We start from the raw sequence: 15,471 nt of genomic DNA on the forward strand, positions 1-15,471 counted from the left end.
ACCGAGGCGAGTCCTCGCGGCGATCACGCACAGGACCGACGCACGCCCGGAGCAGGCGCCCGGCACGCGTCCAGGTCTGGCGATACGACGCTGCCGGCGGCGGGACCGTCAGGCGCAGGCCGACAGGGTGACCGGGTCGAGCGCGCGGACCGGGCGGACGCAGCCCACCGGTTCGCCACCGCCGAGCAGCGGTTCCCCCGCGAACTGGGCGAGCGCCGCCGGGTCGGCACCGGCCCGCGCGAGTGCGGCCGCCGCGACCGGGACGCGCGCCCGGTCGGCCCCGTCGGCGATCTTCACCGCGACGGCACGGCCGTCCGGGAAGGCCGCGACCTGGACGCCCTCGAAGCCGTCCTTGGCGAGCAGTCCGGGTACGGCCCGCATCAGCGCGGCCACGTCCCGGCCGGAGCCGGACGCCATCTCGGCGTGCTCGCGCATCGCGTCGGCCACCCGTGACTCCGGGGTGCCGGGGGCCGCGGTGGTGATGCGGGCGGCGGCGCGGGCGAGGCCGTGCAGGGAGACGGAGAACAGGGGCGCACCGCAGCCGTCGACGGTCACCTGGGCGATCTGCTGCCCGGTGAGGTCCTCGACGATCTCGGCGATGGCCTGCTGGAGCGGGTGCGCGGGGTCGAGGTAGTCGTCCAGGGACCAGCCGTTGAGCTTGCAGGTGTACAGCATGGCCGCGTGCTTGCCGGAGCAGTTCTGGGCGAGCCGGGAGGGCAGGCGGCCCTGCCGGATCCAGTCGTCCCGGACCACCGGGTCGAAGGGCAGGTCTCGGACGTTGCGCAGGTCGTCCTCGGTGAGCCCGGCGAGCTCCAGGATGCGGCAGGTGCCGGCGAGGTGGCGTTCCTCGCCGGAGTGACTGGCCGCGGCGAGCGAGAGCAGCTCGCCGTCGAGCGGGAGCCCGGCCCGGACCATCGCGACCGCCTGGACGGGCTTGAGCGCCGAGCGGGGGTGGAAGGCGGCCTCGATGTCGCCGAGCTGGAACTGGACGTGGCCGTCGGCGCCGAGGACGACGACAGAGCCGTAGTGGATGCCCTCGACGACCCCGCCGCGTACGAGGTGGGCGACGGGAGCGTGGAGGGGCTCGCGGATCAGGGGTGCGTCCGCGGCGAAACTGCTGAACATCACTGCCTTCTTCTCAGGGAGCGGCGCATGCCTCACGCGTCGGCTCCGGTAGGGGACTTGCGTGCGACACGGCCCCGGATGCCGAACCATCCGAGGACCAGTACCCCGGCGATCAGCGGGAGACACAGCACGGTGGTGCGTCCGGCGCCGCCGTCGGCGTACATGAGGACCAGGACGGCGGCGAGGAACGCCAGCGTCACCAGCTCGGTCCAGGGGGATCCCGGCAACCGGTAGCCGGGGCGGGCCAGTTCGCCCTTCTGGGTCTTCCGCCAGAAGAGCAGGTGGCAGACCATGATCATGCCCCAGGTGGAGAGGATGCCGATCGCGGCGAAGTTCAGCACGATCTCGAACGCGTCGGCGGGGACCACGAAGTTGAGGCCGCCGCCGAGGACACAGATACCGCTGGTGAGCAGGATGCCGCCGTACGGGACCTGGCTGCGGCTCATCACGGACGTGAACCTGGGGGCCGAGCCCGACATCGCCATGGAGCGCAGGATGCGGCCGGTGGAGTACAGGCCCGAGTTGAGCGAAGACATGGCCGCGGTGAGCACGACCAGGTTCATCACGCCGCCGGCCGCCGGGATGCCGATGTGGGAGAGCACGGTCACGAAGGGGCTTTCGCCGGACGTGTACTTGTTCCACGGCAGCAGCATCGAGAGCAGGACGACCGAGCCGACGTAGAACAGGCCCACGCGCCACATGATCGAGTTGATCGCCTTCGGCATGATCTTCTCGGGGCTCTCCGTCTCACCGGCGGCGACGCCCACCAACTCCACGGAGGCGTAGGCGAAGACGACGCCCTGGATGATCAGCAGCATGGGCAGCAGGCCGTTGGGGAACACGCCGCCGTGGTCGGTGATCAGGGACGGGCCGGGTGCGGTGCCGTCCACCGGGTGCTGGGTGACCAGCACGAAGATGCCGATGCACATGAAGACCACCAGCGCGCTGACCTTGACGATCGCGAACCAGAACTCCAGTTCGCCGAAGATCTTCACCGAGATGAGGTTCACGGTGAGAACCACGGCCAGGGCGATCAGCGCGATCACCCACTGCGGGATGTCGGAGAACATCCCCCAGTAGTGGGTGTAGGTGGCCACCGCGGTGATGTCGGCGATGCCGGTGGTGGCCCAGTTCAGGAAGTACATCCAGCCCGCGGTGTACGCGCCCTTCTCGCCGAGGAACTCCCGGGCGTACGACACGAAAGCGCCGGAGGACGGGCGGTACAGGACGAGTTCACCGAGCGCGCGAACGACGAGGAAGGCGAAGATTCCGCAGACCGCGTAGGCGATGAACAGGGACGGACCGGCGTCGGCGAGGCGGCCGCCGGCGCCGAGGAAGAGGCCGGTGCCGATGGCGCCGCCGATCGCGATCATGTTGACGTGCCGGGACTTCAGGGACTTGCTGTAGCCCGCGTCACCGGCGTCGATGTGCGCGGTCGGTTTGCGGGTCGCCTCTTGGAGGTGCTGCTCGCTCACGCCTCGGGACCGCCTTCTGTGGGGGTGTCCGTGCGCGGGGGGCGCACGATGTCGGTGAGGGTCGACTCGACGCGGTCGAGGTGGTGGGCCATGGCCTCCACCGCGTCGGTCTCGGAACCGTCGATCAGCGCCTCGACGATCGCCCGGTGCTCGCGGTTGGACTGTTCGCGGCGGCCGCCCAGTTCGTTGAGGAAGGCGGACTGGCGGGCCAGCGCGTCGCGGATCTCCTCGATGACCCGGCGGAAGACCGGGTTCTGGGCGGCCTCGGCCATGCCGAGGTGGAACAGCGTGTCCATCGCGACCCATGCGGTGGTGTCGGTCTCCCGCTCCATCCGGTCCAGCAGATGGGCCAGGTGGTCGAGGTTCTCCGGAGTGCGGCGCCGGGCCGCGTACCCGGCGACCGGGATCTCGACGTGGCGCCGCACCTCCAGCAGGTCGCTGGCCGCGTAGTCGCCGAAGGTGGGGTCCTCGACGGCGTCCGCGACGACGAAGGTGCCCTTGCCGGTCTTGGAGACGGTCAGCCCCATCGTCTGCAGGGCCCTGAGGGCCTCCCGCAGGACGGGCCGGGAGACCTCAAGGCCGCGGCACAGCTCCGCCTCGGAGGGGAGCTTGTCGCCGATCACGTAGTCGCCGCGCTCGATGGCGGCGCGCAGATGCCCGAGCACCGCTTCCATGGCGCTGACGCGCCGCGGTCCCCGACTGACTGTCTGGCTGTCTGACAGGTTCACGGGAGTGATACTCCGGGTGGGGTGAGGCCCCTGTCAAGGTCCCTGAAAGGAGAAATTCATGGGGTGCGGGGCCGGAAAACAGCCTCGCACCCCCGGCGATCAGCTGCTGAGGCCCCCCGTGGCCAGCAGCCCGAACAGCAGCACACCCACGATGATCCGGTAGACCACGAAGGCGTTGAAGGAGTGCTTGGCCACGAACTTCAGCAGCCAGGCGATCGACGCGTAGGCGACCACGAAGGAGACGACCGTCCCGACGGCGAGCGGAGCCGCGCCCACCCCGGCCCCCAGGGCGTCCTTGAGTTCGTACAGGCCGGCGCCGGTCAGGGCGGGGATGCCGAGGAAGAAGGAGAGCCGGGTGGCGGCCACCCGGTCCAGGTCCAGGATCAGTGCCGTGGACATGGTGGCGCCGGAGCGGGAGAAGCCGGGGAAGAGCAGGGCGAGGATCTGGGAGCTGCCGACCAGCATGGCGTCCTTGAAGGAGGTGTCGTCCTCGCCCCGCTTGTGCCGGCCCATCTGGTCCGCCGCCCACATCACGCCGCTGCCGACGATCAGCGAGCCGGCCACCACCCACAGCGAGGCGAGCGGGCCCTCGATCAGCGGCTTGGCGGCCAGACCGACGACGACGATGGGGATCGTGGCGTAGATGACCCACCACGCGAACTTGTAGTCGTGGTGGTAGCGCTCCTCGCGGTGTGCGAGACCGCGGCCCCATGCCGAGACGATCCGCACGATGTCCTTGAAGAAGTACACGAGCACGGCGGCGATCGCCCCGACCTGGATGACCGCCGAGAACCCGACGACGGCGTCGTCGTCGACGGGGATGTTCATGAGCCCCTCGACGATCTTCAGATGGCCGGTGGAGGAGACGGGCAGGAACTCGGTCACTCCCTCGACGGCTCCGAGGACGACGGCCTGACCGACGCTGATGACGCTCATGGGATCCAGTTCTTCTCGGGGAGGGGCAGTGCGGCGGGGACAGTCTTACTACACCCGGACGAGAGCCGAGCCCCGCGTCCGCGCCGCCGAACCCCGCGCCTCCACCGCGGGCTCACCCGCACCCCCACCGCCCGCGCGGGGTGCGCCCGCACCACCCGCACGCCCTACGCCCACACCGCCTGCGCCAGGCTCACCCCCACGAAGGCCGCCCCCAGACCGGCCACCACGCTCGCGACCACGTTCGCGGCGGCGTAGAAACCGGCGCCCGTCTCGGTCAGCCGGAGGGTTTCGTACGAGAAGGTCGAGTACGTCGTCAGCGCCCCGCACAGGCCCGTGCCCAGGAGCAGCTGAAGGTGGGAGCCGGCGGCCCCGGCGGCCACCGCGCCGGTCAGCAGTCCGAGGATCAGACAGCCGGTGACATTGACCGCGAAGGTGCCCCACGGGAAGACCGAGTCGTGGCGGGACTGCACCGCCCGGTCGGTGAGGTAGCGGAGCGGGGCGCCGATCATCGCGCCCACGACGACGAGCAGCCAGTTCACAACGACTTCTTACCCTTCGCGCCCGGATTGCCTTTTTCGTCCTTCCGGTCGACGTACCTGATGACCTCGCAGTCGTCGAGGATCACCAGTCCCTCGCTGACGAGTTCGTCGAGTCTCGGCAGGAATGCCCGTACGCGCTCCTCGTCGTCGACGATCACGACGGCCACCGGCAGGTCCTCGCTCAGCGAGAGCAGCCGTGAGGTGTGGATCAGGGAGGAGGCGCCGTAGCCCTCGATGCCCCGGAAGACGCTGGCGCCCGCGAGACCCGCGGCGTGGGCGCGGTGCACGATCTCGCCGTAGAGGGGCTTGTGGTGCCAGGTGTCGTGCTCGCCGATGAGTACGGTCACGCGCAGGGCGCGGCCGGTCAGCCTCGTCATGGCTGCCTCCACTTCAGGACGCGGCGGGTGGCCACGACCGCGAGCCACACCGCCGTGAGCGCCGCGAGCAGGGTCACGGCGAGACAGGCCAGCGCGGTGCGGGGATGGCCGGAGTCGACCAGTTTCCGGATGTCGACGGCGTACGTCGAGAAGGTGGTGAAGCCGCCGAGGACACCGGTGCCGAAGAAGGGACGGACCAGGCGGTGGGCGGCCCACACGTCGGTGATGACGACCATGAACACGCCGATCAGGGCGCAGCCGATGACGTTGGTCCAGAAGGTCGCCCACGGAAATCCGCCGGGCTGGGCGGGCCATCCGAGGGAGAGGGCGTACCGGGCGGTGGCGCCGAGGGCGCCGCCGAGCGCGACCACCGCGACGACGGGCGCCTGACCACGTACGTCGGGCCGTCGTGCGGTGCGCCCGGGGGCGGGGAGGCTCTCGGTGTCCGGGGCTGTCATGGTCGTACGTCTCCTACTCGCCGGGGCTGGCCGCCGGGCGCGCGCCATCGCAAGTAGGGACCGTTGGCGGCACCTGCCGCGGTTCGGGTACGGCGGGCCCCACCGCCGCGCCGCGAACGTGATCGCGGCCGGTCAACAGCCTAACCTCGGCGCCGGGCGGGGTCATGTCCACCGCCGCCGCCCCTCCCCTCCCCTCCCCTCCCCTCCCCTCCCCTCCCCTCCCCTCCCCCGGCTGACCGCCCCGTGTCGACAGGCCGTTCGGCGGGCCCGCTCAGCGGCGGCCATGCCTCCCTGCAGGTCAGGACCGACCTGCGGACGGTGACCTGCGCGTCCTGACACCGTGCGCGGCTTCGTCCCTGCCTCGATGCCATTGCCTGCGCATTAACATCGGGTATATGGCAGTGAACACGGCCGACAGCCGGCTGGAGGAACAGTGGCGGGACATCCTGTCCGTGCACGCGCGCACGATGTGCGAGATCGACCGCGTGCTGCATCCGCACGGGCTGGGCGCGAGTGACTTCGAGGTGCTCGACATGCTGGCTGCCGAATCACCCGAGGAGGGCGGCCGGTGCCGGGTGCTGAACCTCGTCGGACGGGTTCATCTCAGCCAGAGCGCGCTGTCCCGGCTCATCGGCCGGCTGGAGAAGGAGGGCCTGATCGAGCGCTCCGTCTGCGCGGAGGACCGCCGGGGCGTGTCCGTCTCCCTGACCCGCAAGGGCCGTGACCTCCTCGCGGAGGTGCGGCCACTGCAGCGGGAGGTGCTGGCCCGGATGCTGGGCCAGTACCCGGAGGGGCCGGTCGGTTTCAGCGCAGCAGTTCGCGTACCGCGGTGAGGGCGGCCTCGACCGTCGCCGGATCCGCGCCGGGGCGGGCGAGTGCGCTCATCGCTATGGGGGTGACCGCGGGCAGGCCCGCGTACGGGGCCAGGCCGTCCGGGGCCGGTCCCACGGCGGCGAGCAGGGCCACGCCCTGACCCGTGCGGGCGATGTCGAGGACACCCGCGAGATACCCGGCGTCGCCGACGACCGCGGAAGGCACGCCGTGTGCGGCCAGGGTCGCGATGGCCCGCCGGCGGATCGCACAGGGGTCCTCGATGGCCACCAGCGGGACCGGGGCCGGCGCGGGCGGCGGCTTCCAGCCGGGGACCGTGTGCCAGGTGAGCGGCAGGCCGCCGACGGGTGTGCCCTCGGTGGCGGCTGCCTCCGTGACGTACACCGCGACATCGACGCTGCCGCGTTCCACTGCCTCGACGAGCCGGGCGGAGCGGTCGATGCGGAAGCGGACCCGGCAGCCGGGCCGCACCGCCTGGACGGCGGCGGTGAGCCGGGGCAGGAACTGGTCGGCGGCATGCTCGGTGGAGCCGACGGTGACCGTGTCGCCGTCCGCCTCGAACAGGCTGCGTACGGCCTCGTCGTGCACGGCGAGGATCCGGCGGGCCTGCTCCAGCAGCAGGCGCCCCTCCGGCGTGAACCGGGTGCCGCGTCCCTCCCGCTCGACGACGGGCCGTCCGAGCGCCTTCTCCAGTTTGCGGACGTGCTGGCTGACCGCGGACTGGCTCAGGGACAACGTCTGCGCGGCGCGGTGGAAGCCCCCGCAGTCGGCGATCGCGGTCAGACTGCGCAGGGCCACGATGTCGAGGACGGGTCGGGACATGCCGCGACAGTAGCCCTCCGGACGGACCGATCGCGATCCCTGATCGATTTCGATGCGGAATCATCGTTGGACGCGGCCCGTCCCTGCCGGTCATGATGGGCGCATGTTGCACGCGATCGCTTCCGCTGCCCTTCTGACGCAGCGCCGAGTCATTGACTTCGGCGTGGCGTGCAGCGCGCGCTGTCGCTGACCCTCAGCCGCACTCCGGCCCCTTTTCCGCGCTCCGAGCCGATCACGTTCCCTTCTCACTGACACGTGACGGTCGCCCTCGGCTGTCCTTGCGCTATTCCACCTGTCTACAGGCCCGTTGTGCCGTCATGTCGGCTTGACTGCCCCCTGCCCCGAAACGGGAGTTGCCCTCTCATGTCCGCATCCTTCTCCTGGGACGAACCCGAAGGCCTCGCTGCGCGCGGCACGCTGATCGTGCTGGCCGGGCGGGGCGAACACGGCGGCGTGTACGAGCGGTTCGGCCGCCGGCTCGCCTTCGACGCCTACCGCGTCCGTGCCCTCGGCGACGCCGGCACCGATCCGACCGTGCTGGACGAGGCGGCCAAGCTGCTCGCCGACGAGTCGCTGCCCGGCCCGAAGGTGCTGGTCGGCTCGGACGCCGGCGCTCTGTACGCCGCCCGTCTCGCCGCCGAGCAGCCCGCGGGCGTCGCCGCCCTGATCCTGGCCGGCCTCCCCACCACGCCCTGGGCTGGCGGGAGTTGGGCGGCGGAGGTCGAGGCCCGCACCGCCTGCCCCACCCACCAGGGCAGGCTGACGAACGACCCGGACGTCCGGCGCGGCAGCCTCGACAACACCTCCGACCTGCCCGCATTCGACCTCGACCGGGTGCGTGTTCCCGTCCTGGCCCTGCACGGGAAGGACGACGCGGTCAGCCCGGTCGATCAAGCGCTGCGCGCGTACGCGGGCCACCCAGCCGTACGGACGGTGACCTTCGCGGGCGGCCGGCACGACATCCTCAACGACGCCCTGCACCGCACGGCCGCCGCGACCGTCGTGCTGTTCCTGGAGCGGCTGCGCCTGTCCTCCGAGCTGCCCGCGATCGCGGAGGGACTCGTATGACCGTGACGACGACCGTCTCCGAGCTGCGCGAACTCCTCGCCTCCGGCGAGCCCCCGGCCGTACTCGACGTCCGCTGGGCGCTCGGCGACCCGCACGGCCGCGACCACTACGCCGAGGGCCACATCCCGGGCGCGGTCTACGTCGACCTGGACACCGAACTGGCCACGCCCCCGAGTGCGGAGGGCGGCAGGCATCCGCTGCCCGACTCCGGGGATCTCCAGGACGCGGCACGCCGGTGGGGCATCCGGCAGGGGCAACGGGTCGTCGTCCACGACGACGTGGGCAACACCGCCGCCGCCCGCGCCTGGTGGCTGCTGCGCCATGCGGGCCTGACCCGGGTGACGCTCCTCGACGGGGCGCTCGGTGCCTGGCGGTCGGCCGGGCTGCCACTGGACTCCGGGATCCCGGCCGCTCCACCGCCCGGCGACGTCGTGCTGGGCTCGGGCGGCCTGCCGGTGACCGATGCCGACGGCGCCGCCGAACTCGCCCTGTCCGGGCTGCTGTTGGACGCGCGGGCCGCGGAGCGCTATCGAGGTGAGGTGGAGCCGGTCGATCCACGCGCGGGACACATCCCGGGCGCGGTCTCCGCACCCACCGGGGAGAACCTCGCGCCGGACGGGACGTTCCTGCCTCCCGAGGAACTGCGCAAGCGGTTCGAGGAGAAGGGGGCCGCCGACGCCGCGCGCATCGGGGTGTACTGCGGCTCCGGCGTCACCGCCGCCCACCAGATCGCCGCGCTGGAGATCGCCGGCTTCGAGGCCGTGCTCTTCCCCGGCTCCTGGTCCGCCTGGTCCGCCGATCCGGCCCGTCCGGCCGCGAAGGGAAAACACCCGTGACGACGAAACCCCTGGACCCGGCGGTGCTGCCGCAGCAGTCGGCGCCCCCGGACAAGGCCCCTCCCCCCGCCCGCGTCACCATCCGCGGCACCGCCAGGACCGCGCGCCGACTCACCGTCCCCCGTTCCGTACGTCGTGCCGCGGGGCCCCTGGGCCTGATACTGCTGTGGTTCCTCACCTCGGCCACCGGTGTCCTCCCGGAAACCGTGCTGGCCTCCCCCGTGGACGTCGTGCGCCAGGCCGTGGAGCTCACGAAGAGCGGCGAGCTGCCCGACGCCATCGCGGCATCGGGCCGGCGGGCCGCCGTCGGCTTCCTGATCGGGGCCTCCGTCGCGCTGAGCCTGTCCCTGCTGGCGGGGTTGTTCCGGCTCGGCGAGGACGTCATCGACTCCTCGATGGGCATGTTCCGGGCGATCCCCTGGGTGGGCCTGATCCCGCTGTTCATCGTCTGGTTCGGCATCGACGAGACCCCGAAGATCGCGCTGGTCGCCCTCGGTGTCACCTATCCGCTGTACTTCAACATCTACGGCGGCATCCGCTCCACCGACTCCCAACTCGTCGAGGCCGCCCGGATGATGGGCCTCGGCAGGCTCGGGCTGATCACGTACGTGATCCTGCCGAGCGCGCTGCCGGGGGCTCTCGTGGGGCTGCGCTACGCACTGTCCACCGCCTGGCTGGCGCTGGTCTTCGCCGAGCAGATCAACGCGGACGCGGGCCTCGGCTATCTGATGAGCAACGCCCAGCAGTACTTCCGTACGGACGTCATCGTGCTGTGCCTCGTCGTGTACGGGCTGCTCGGGCTGGCCTGTGACTTCGCCGTACGGATCCTTTCGCGCCGGCTGCTGACCTGGCGCGCCAACTTCGAAGGCGAGGCGTGACGGATGTCCAACAGCGTGGAGATCAGGGGCCTTTCGCGGGCCTTCGACGGGAACACCGTTCTGCACGAACTCGATCTCGACATCCGTGAGGGCGAGTTCGTGGCCCTGCTGGGACACAGTGGCTGCGGCAAGTCGACGCTGTTGCGGATCCTCGCCGGGCTGGACGAGGAGATCGGCGGCGAGGTCACCGTGCCCGCCCGCCGCAGTGCCGCGTTCCAGTCGCCGCGGCTGCTGCCCTGGCTGAAGGTGTGGCGCAACGTCGTCCTCGGACTGCCCGGCCGGGCCGACCGGACGCTCGCGGCGAAGGCGCTGGACGAGGTCGGTATCAAGGACCGTGCGACCGTCTGGCCCAAGACGCTCTCCGGCGGCCAGGCCCAGCGCGTCTCCCTGGCCCGAGCCCTGGTGCGCGAGCCGGAACTGCTGCTCCTGGACGAGCCGTTCGGCGCACTGGACGCGCTCACCCGGGGCAGGGTGCAGCAGTTGGTCGCCGAGCTGTGGCAGCGCCATGGCTGCGCGATCCTCCTGGTCACCCATGACGTGGAGGAGGCGCTGCTGCTCGCCGACCGGGTGCTGGTGATGGACGAGGGCCGCATCGCCCACGAACTCACCGTCGACCTGCCCCGCCCCCGCGACCTGACCGCCCCCGAGTTCGTCACCCTACGCGCCCGCCTCCTGAACTGGCTCGGCGTGACCCGTACGTTGGAAGGAACCCCGTCGTGACACCCAGGATCGCAGCTGCCGCGCTGAGCTTTTCCACCCTGCTGGCGCTGACCGCCTGCGGCGCGGACTCCTCGGCGGACGCCTCCTCGAAGGAGGCCACTCTCACCATCGGCGACCAGGCCAGGACCCTCCAGACGATCGTCGCCGCGTCGGATGCCCTCAAGGGCGCCACGTACAAGGTGAAGTGGGCCGAGTTCGAGGGTGCGGCCCCGCTCTACCAGGCCGTGCAGGCGGGCGCCGCCGACACCGGGTACTCCGCGGATCTGCCGGCGCTGCAGGCGCTCAGCGGCGGGGTGAAGGTCAAGAACGTCGCCGCCCTCAGGAACGACGGCAAGCACGTCGGCCTCGTCGTCCGCAAGGACTCCGGCATCGACAGCGTCAAGGACCTCAAGGGCCAGAAGGTCGTGGTGTCCTCCGCCAAGGGCAGCGTCGCCGAGTACCTACTGGCCAACGTGCTGAAGCAGAACGGGCTCAGCTACCGGGACGTCAAGGTCCAGTACCTGCTGCCGACCGACGCGCAGGCCGCGTTCGCCTCCGGGAAGATCAAGGTCTGGGCGACGTTCGGTGTCTACCAGGCCGTCGGCCTGGAGCAGGGCGGCAAGCTCCTCGTCGACGGCGCGGACGGCCGGGTCAGCGGCATCGGCTTCGTCAACGCCTCCGACAAGGCCCTCGCCGACCCGTCGAAGAAGGCCGCGCTCACCGACTTCCTCAAGCGGCTCGGCACGGCCCTGCAGTGGACCAGCACGCACCAGGACGCCTACGCCAAGGCCATCGAGACCCGCAACGGCGCCGACGCGTCCGTCGCCAGGACGCTCGCCTCGGCCGCCTACAGCAAGGTCCTGCCGGTCACGGGCGACGTGAACACGACCGTCCAGGGCGTGGCCGACCTCATGAACGGCATCGGTGTCCTCGAACCGAACGTCGACGTGGCGAAGTCGGCCGACCCGTCCGTTCTCAAGTAGTCGATTTCACCCCGTCCCAACCAGTCTTCTTCCAAGCAGTCGGTTTCGTCCCTTCCCAAGCATCGGTTTCAGCAGGGAGTTGCTCATGCCTGTCGAGTTCATCAGCGCCGTCCACACCGACGTCGGAGCCTCGGGTCCGGCCGCCGCGAGCCGTACCGGCCTCGACGTCGACCATCTGCGCAGGTACGCCCGCGCGCTGGACGACGGCGGCTTCGACCACACCCTGGTCGCCTACCACTCGGCGTCCCCGGACGCCTTCCAGATCGCCCAGTTCGTCGCCACCCACACCGAGCGGATCCGCCCGATCCTGGCGCACCGGCCAGGCGTGATCTTCCCCACGCACGCCGCCCGGGCGCTCGCCACACTGGACCAGATCAGCGGCGGCCGCCTCACGGTGCACATCATCTCCGGCGGCAGCGACGAGGAGCAGCGCCGCGAGGGCGACTACCTCGACAAGACCGAACGGTACGAGCGTTCGGACGAGTACATCCAGATCCTGCGGCAGGTGTGGCAGGCCGACGGGCCCGTCTCGCACGAGGGCAAGCACTTCAGGTTCGAGGGCTACCACTCCGACGTGAAGCCGGTGAACGGGCTGGTCCCGATCTCGGTGGGCGGCTCCTCCCAGGACGCCTACCGGGTCGGCGGGCAGCAGGGCGACATCTTCGGTCTGTGGGGCGAGCCGCTGAAGGAGACGGCAGAACAGATCGCCGCGGTGAACGCGGTCGCGGACGCCGCCGGGCGCCCCCGGCCCCGTATCTGGGTGTCGTTCCGCCCGATCATCGCGCCCACCGACGACCTGGCCTGGGAAAAGGCGCACCGCACGCTGGGGGTGCTCCAGGACCAGGCCCGCAACACCGAGCTTCTGCGCCACTACCGCACCGACGGCCGCCCCGCCAACGTCGGTTCGCAGCGGCTGCTCGACATCGCCGAGCGCGGCGAGGTCCACGACCGCTGCCTGTGGACCGCCCCGGCGGTCGCCACCAACGCGGCCGGCGCCTCCACCGCGCTGGTCGGCTCGCCGGAGACGGTGGCCAAGGCACTGCTCGACTACGTCGACATCGGCTGCGACCTGCTGTCGATCCGCGGCTACGACCCGCTCAACGACGCGATCGACTACGCCCGTCACGTCCTTCCGCTGGTGCGTCAGGAACTCGCCCACCGCGCCACCGCCCAAGCCGCCTGATGGAGAGCCCGTGTTGTTCCGCCGCGCCCTGCGCACGTCCGCCGCCGCCCCACCCGGTGGCCCGGACGGAGCGCTTCGGGCGCGGGCGGGCGAGTCGAGGTGCTGCTCGGCGCCGCCGAGCAGCTGGTGTTCGGCGGCGCCGAAACTGGACGCCGGCGACCCCTCGTACTGCCCCGGACAGGCCCTGGGTACACGGGTGCCGGACGGCCGGCACGGGATGCGGGCCGTGGAGTCGGCGGTTCGGCTACCGGGCAACCCTGCGCCGGCCCGCGACGACCCGTTCGGAGCGGCACTTGCGGAACATCCGGTGCGCGCCCGTGCACGCGCCCCAGGAGAACATCTCCCTGCTCGGCATCACAACGAAGGCACTGAACCCGTGACCACAGCACCCGAAACGACCACGTCCGCCCGGCTCCTCGGCCTGCTCGCCCGGGATCTGCCGCCCGACCGGCTGTCCACCGACCCGGCGGTACTCGCAGCGCACGCCACGGACCGTTCCGGCACCAGGCCCGCCGGTGAACCGCTGGCCCTGGTGCGCGCGCGGCGGACCGAGGAGGTCGCCGTCGCCTTGCGGCACGCGCACGCCCTGCGGGTGCCGGTGGTGCCGCGCGGCGCGGGCACCGGGCTGTCGGGCGGAGCCACCGCGAACGACGGCTGCCTGGTCCTGGACCTGTCCGGGATGGACCGCATCGTCGAACTGTCCGTCGACGACCAGCTCGCCGTCGTCGAACCCGGCGTGATCACCGCCGACCTGGACCGGGCGGCGGGCGCGCACGGACTGCGGTACGCGCCCGACCCGGCGAGCGCGGCCCTGTCCACCATCGGCGGGAACATCGCGACCAACGCGGGTGGCCTGCGGTGCGCGAAGTACGGGGTGACCCGGGACAGTGTGCTGGGGCTGGAAGCGGTCCTCGCCGACGGGACGGTGGTGCGTACGGGCCGCCGTACGGTCAAGGGCGTCACCGGCTACGACCTGACCGCGCTGCTCACCGGCTCGGAGGGCACCCTCGCGGTGATCACCTCGGCGACGCTGCGGCTGCGGCCGGTCCCCATGGCCACGGCCACGCTCGCCGCGTACTTCCCCACCTTCGAGGCGGCGGCCGAGGCCTCGTACGCGATCACCCGGGCCGGAGTGGAGCCCGCGCTGGCCGAACTCGTGGACGGGCCGGTACTGCAGGCCATCGATCCGGCGCTGCGGGAGAGGGGCGGGGCGCTGCTGGTGGTGCAGTGCGACGGCGCGGGCGCGGCGGTCGAGGCGACCGCGGTCGCCCGGCTGCTCGCGCCCCTGGCCACCACGGTGGAGACGACTCAGGACCCCGCCGAGGCCGGGGCGCTGCTGGCCGCCCGTCGCCTGGCCCTGCCCGCGCTGGAGCGGCTGGGCCGCCCGCTCATCGAGGACATCGCCGTCCCGCGCTCCCGTCTGGCGGAGGCGGTGCGCGAGATCCGGGCCATCTCGGCACGCCACGACGTGCCCGTGTACACCCTCGCGCACGCGGCGGACGGAAACCTGCACCCGATCATCGTGGTGGACCCGTCCCTGGACCGGCTGCCGGACGCCGCGTGGGAGGCGGCCGGCGAGATCTTCGCGCTGGCGCTGCGGCTCGGCGGCACCCTGACCGGCGAGCACGGGGTGGGCGTGCTCAAGCGGCAGTGGGTCGCGGAGGAACTCGGACCCGCCGCTCACGCCTTGCAGCGCAGGCTCAAGGAGGTGTTCGACCCGAGAGGGATCCTCAACCCCGGCAAGAGCCTGTGAGCAGACCGGGGCACGGGAAGGCATGAGTGCGGGGCACGGGAGGGCATGAGTGCGCAGGCGGGAGCACCCGCACCCCTCGACGGACCCGGCCGCTCCCTGGTCGCTGCGCGGTGGCCGGGCCCGGTCCGCTCGGTCCTACGGCCTGGCCAGCAGGGTGCGCACGCCCTCGGAGGTGAGGGTCAGCGGGTGCTCGGAGCTGGCGTCGATGCTGAGGGACAGATCGTCGGCCGGCCACTGTGCGGCGAGCATGCCCAGCGGGACCAGCCGGTAGCGGGAGACGTACGGGAGGAGCTCGGCCATCTCCGGTTCGGAGGTGAACACCGGCACCACCGGAGCTCCGTTCTGCTGTTCGAGGACGGGCAGTGCGACCGTCCCGGGGTCACTGACCTCCTCCTGACCGGCGTCGTCGGGCACGGGCACGAGCACCTCGCTGCTCGCGAGCGTGTCCAGTGCCGCGGTGTCCTCGGTGTTCTCGGCCAGCGCGTCCAGCGCCCGCCGGGCCGGGGTGACGTTGTTGTCGTACGCAGGTGTATCCATGACTGTTTCCCCTGGTAGCGGCGGTAGTGCGGGCCGCCCGGGGCAAGATCGCCCCGGCAGCGGCGTTCCTGCTCGCGTACCCGAGCACGACCAGAGCATTCATGGTGGTCTCAGGAGTTCACCCAGGGCGGCAGCGGGTCGACGAGGCGGTCCGTACCCCGCGCACCCGGCACCAGCAGCACCGCCCCACCCCCTCGGTCCTGCTTCGCGCGGTACCGACCGGCTCGGGGCCCGCCCAGCCAT

At 71.7% G+C, this 15,471-nt stretch carries 17 protein-coding genes; 8 read left to right on the forward strand and 9 right to left on the reverse strand.

Annotated features, from left to right (window positions below; all coding sequences use genetic code 11):
* Positions 1–108: 108 nt before the first annotated feature.
* The 7 genes from M2271_RS02355 to crcB (M2271_RS02385) all read right to left on the reverse strand — a co-directional run bounded on the left by M2271_RS02355 (position 109) and on the right by crcB (M2271_RS02385) (position 5,638).
* Positions 109–1,125, reverse strand: a complete 1,017-nt coding sequence (locus tag M2271_RS02355; RefSeq protein WP_280885362.1) for an asparaginase — start codon at positions 1,123–1,125, stop codon at positions 109–111.
* A 32-nt stretch (positions 1,126–1,157) separates the two neighbouring features.
* Positions 1,158–2,600 (reverse strand): amino acid permease, encoded by a 1,443-nt coding sequence (locus M2271_RS02360; RefSeq protein ID WP_280885363.1) that lies wholly within the window; start codon positions 2,598–2,600, stop codon positions 1,158–1,160.
* Positions 2,597–3,274 (reverse strand): FadR/GntR family transcriptional regulator, encoded by a 678-nt coding sequence (locus M2271_RS02365; protein ID WP_280885694.1) that lies wholly within the window; start codon positions 3,272–3,274, stop codon positions 2,597–2,599. The genes M2271_RS02360 and M2271_RS02365 overlap by 4 nt, the downstream gene beginning before the upstream one ends.
* A gap of 153 nt (positions 3,275–3,427) precedes the next feature.
* Entirely contained in the window at positions 3,428–4,264 is an 837-nt protein-coding gene (locus M2271_RS02370; protein ID WP_280885364.1) for an undecaprenyl-diphosphate phosphatase, read from the reverse strand.
* A 164-nt stretch (positions 4,265–4,428) separates the two neighbouring features.
* The gene (crcB, locus tag M2271_RS02375) at positions 4,429–4,803 is read right to left on the reverse strand and encodes a fluoride efflux transporter CrcB (protein ID WP_280885365.1); all 375 of its coding nucleotides are present in this window, start codon (positions 4,801–4,803) and stop codon (positions 4,429–4,431) included.
* Positions 4,800–5,180, reverse strand: a complete 381-nt coding sequence (locus M2271_RS02380) for a DUF190 domain-containing protein (RefSeq protein ID WP_280885366.1) — start codon at positions 5,178–5,180, stop codon at positions 4,800–4,802. The genes crcB (M2271_RS02375) and M2271_RS02380 overlap by 4 nt, the downstream gene beginning before the upstream one ends.
* On the reverse strand, positions 5,177–5,638 hold the full coding sequence (crcB, locus tag M2271_RS02385; protein WP_280885367.1) for a fluoride efflux transporter CrcB: 462 nt from the start codon (positions 5,636–5,638) through the stop codon (positions 5,177–5,179). The genes M2271_RS02380 and crcB (M2271_RS02385) overlap by 4 nt, the downstream gene beginning before the upstream one ends.
* A gap of 395 nt (positions 5,639–6,033) precedes the next feature.
* Between crcB (M2271_RS02385) and M2271_RS02390 the strand changes: the two genes are divergently transcribed.
* Positions 6,034–6,471 (forward strand): MarR family transcriptional regulator, encoded by a 438-nt coding sequence (locus M2271_RS02390; protein ID WP_280885368.1) that lies wholly within the window; start codon positions 6,034–6,036, stop codon positions 6,469–6,471.
* On the opposite strand, the gene M2271_RS02395 is transcribed toward M2271_RS02390, so the two are convergent.
* Positions 6,443–7,291 (reverse strand): LysR family transcriptional regulator, encoded by an 849-nt coding sequence (locus M2271_RS02395; RefSeq protein ID WP_280885369.1) that lies wholly within the window; start codon positions 7,289–7,291, stop codon positions 6,443–6,445. The genes M2271_RS02390 and M2271_RS02395 overlap by 29 nt on opposite strands.
* Before the next feature lie 363 nt (positions 7,292–7,654).
* Between M2271_RS02395 and M2271_RS02400 the strand changes: the two genes are divergently transcribed.
* The 7 genes from M2271_RS02400 (at position 7,655) to M2271_RS02430 (ending at position 14,691) form a co-directional block, all read left to right on the forward strand.
* The gene (locus M2271_RS02400) at positions 7,655–8,359 is read left to right on the forward strand and encodes a lysophospholipase (RefSeq protein ID WP_280885370.1); all 705 of its coding nucleotides are present in this window, start codon (positions 7,655–7,657) and stop codon (positions 8,357–8,359) included.
* A complete protein-coding gene (locus M2271_RS02405; protein WP_280885371.1) occupies positions 8,356–9,195 on the forward strand; it encodes a sulfurtransferase in 840 nt (279 codons plus the stop codon). The genes M2271_RS02400 and M2271_RS02405 overlap by 4 nt, the downstream gene beginning before the upstream one ends.
* Positions 9,192–10,073 (forward strand): ABC transporter permease, encoded by an 882-nt coding sequence (locus tag M2271_RS02410; RefSeq protein ID WP_280885372.1) that lies wholly within the window; start codon positions 9,192–9,194, stop codon positions 10,071–10,073. The genes M2271_RS02405 and M2271_RS02410 overlap by 4 nt, the downstream gene beginning before the upstream one ends.
* A 3-nt stretch (positions 10,074–10,076) precedes the next feature.
* Positions 10,077–10,793 (forward strand): ABC transporter ATP-binding protein, encoded by a 717-nt coding sequence (locus M2271_RS02415; protein ID WP_280885373.1) that lies wholly within the window; start codon positions 10,077–10,079, stop codon positions 10,791–10,793.
* Positions 10,790–11,755 (forward strand): ABC transporter substrate-binding protein, encoded by a 966-nt coding sequence (locus M2271_RS02420; RefSeq protein WP_280885374.1) that lies wholly within the window; start codon positions 10,790–10,792, stop codon positions 11,753–11,755. The genes M2271_RS02415 and M2271_RS02420 overlap by 4 nt, the downstream gene beginning before the upstream one ends.
* An 85-nt stretch (positions 11,756–11,840) precedes the next feature.
* Positions 11,841–12,938 carry an LLM class flavin-dependent oxidoreductase gene (locus tag M2271_RS02425; protein ID WP_280885375.1) on the forward strand — a complete coding sequence of 366 codons (1,098 nt, stop codon included), beginning with the start codon at positions 11,841–11,843 and terminating at the stop codon, positions 12,936–12,938.
* Positions 12,939–13,314: 376 nt separating this feature from the next.
* On the forward strand, positions 13,315–14,691 hold the full coding sequence (locus tag M2271_RS02430; RefSeq protein WP_280885376.1) for an FAD-linked oxidase C-terminal domain-containing protein: 1,377 nt from the start codon (positions 13,315–13,317) through the stop codon (positions 14,689–14,691).
* A 135-nt stretch (positions 14,692–14,826) separates the two neighbouring features.
* Here the strand turns inward: M2271_RS02430 and M2271_RS02435 are convergent, their stop codons facing one another.
* Entirely contained in the window at positions 14,827–15,228 is a 402-nt protein-coding gene (locus tag M2271_RS02435) for an SseB family protein (RefSeq protein ID WP_280885377.1), read from the reverse strand.
* Positions 15,229–15,471 lie beyond the last annotated feature (243 nt).

Origin of the sequence: Streptomyces sp. LBL (genome assembly GCF_029893585.1) — a bacterium.
In the GTDB taxonomy this organism is placed as follows: Bacteria; Actinomycetota; Actinomycetes; order Streptomycetales; family Streptomycetaceae; genus Streptomyces.

Bases quoted from the DNA above. Each gene is read 5' to 3' on its own strand.
- M2271_RS02425 (WP_280885375.1), top strand. From the start codon at position 11,841: ATGCCTGTCGAGTTCATCAGCGCCGTCCACACCGACGTCGGAGCCTCG.
- M2271_RS02405 (WP_280885371.1), top strand. From the start codon at position 8,356: ATGACCGTGACGACGACCGTCTCCGAGCTGCGCGAACTCCTCGCCTCC.
- M2271_RS02355 (WP_280885362.1), bottom strand. From the start codon at position 1,125: ATGTTCAGCAGTTTCGCCGCGGACGCACCCCTGATCCGCGAGCCCCTC.
- M2271_RS02380 (WP_280885366.1), bottom strand. From the start codon at position 5,180: ATGACGAGGCTGACCGGCCGCGCCCTGCGCGTGACCGTACTCATCGGC.
- M2271_RS02415 (WP_280885373.1), top strand. From the start codon at position 10,077: ATGTCCAACAGCGTGGAGATCAGGGGCCTTTCGCGGGCCTTCGACGGG.
- crcB (WP_280885367.1), bottom strand. From the start codon at position 5,638: ATGACAGCCCCGGACACCGAGAGCCTCCCCGCCCCCGGGCGCACCGCA.
- M2271_RS02400 (WP_280885370.1), top strand. From the start codon at position 7,655: ATGTCCGCATCCTTCTCCTGGGACGAACCCGAAGGCCTCGCTGCGCGC.
- M2271_RS02390 (WP_280885368.1), top strand. From the start codon at position 6,034: ATGGCAGTGAACACGGCCGACAGCCGGCTGGAGGAACAGTGGCGGGAC.
- M2271_RS02435 (WP_280885377.1), bottom strand. From the start codon at position 15,228: ATGGATACACCTGCGTACGACAACAACGTCACCCCGGCCCGGCGGGCG.
- M2271_RS02395 (WP_280885369.1), bottom strand. From the start codon at position 7,291: ATGTCCCGACCCGTCCTCGACATCGTGGCCCTGCGCAGTCTGACCGCG.
- M2271_RS02370 (WP_280885364.1), bottom strand. From the start codon at position 4,264: ATGAGCGTCATCAGCGTCGGTCAGGCCGTCGTCCTCGGAGCCGTCGAG.
- M2271_RS02365 (WP_280885694.1), bottom strand. From the start codon at position 3,274: ATGGAAGCGGTGCTCGGGCATCTGCGCGCCGCCATCGAGCGCGGCGAC.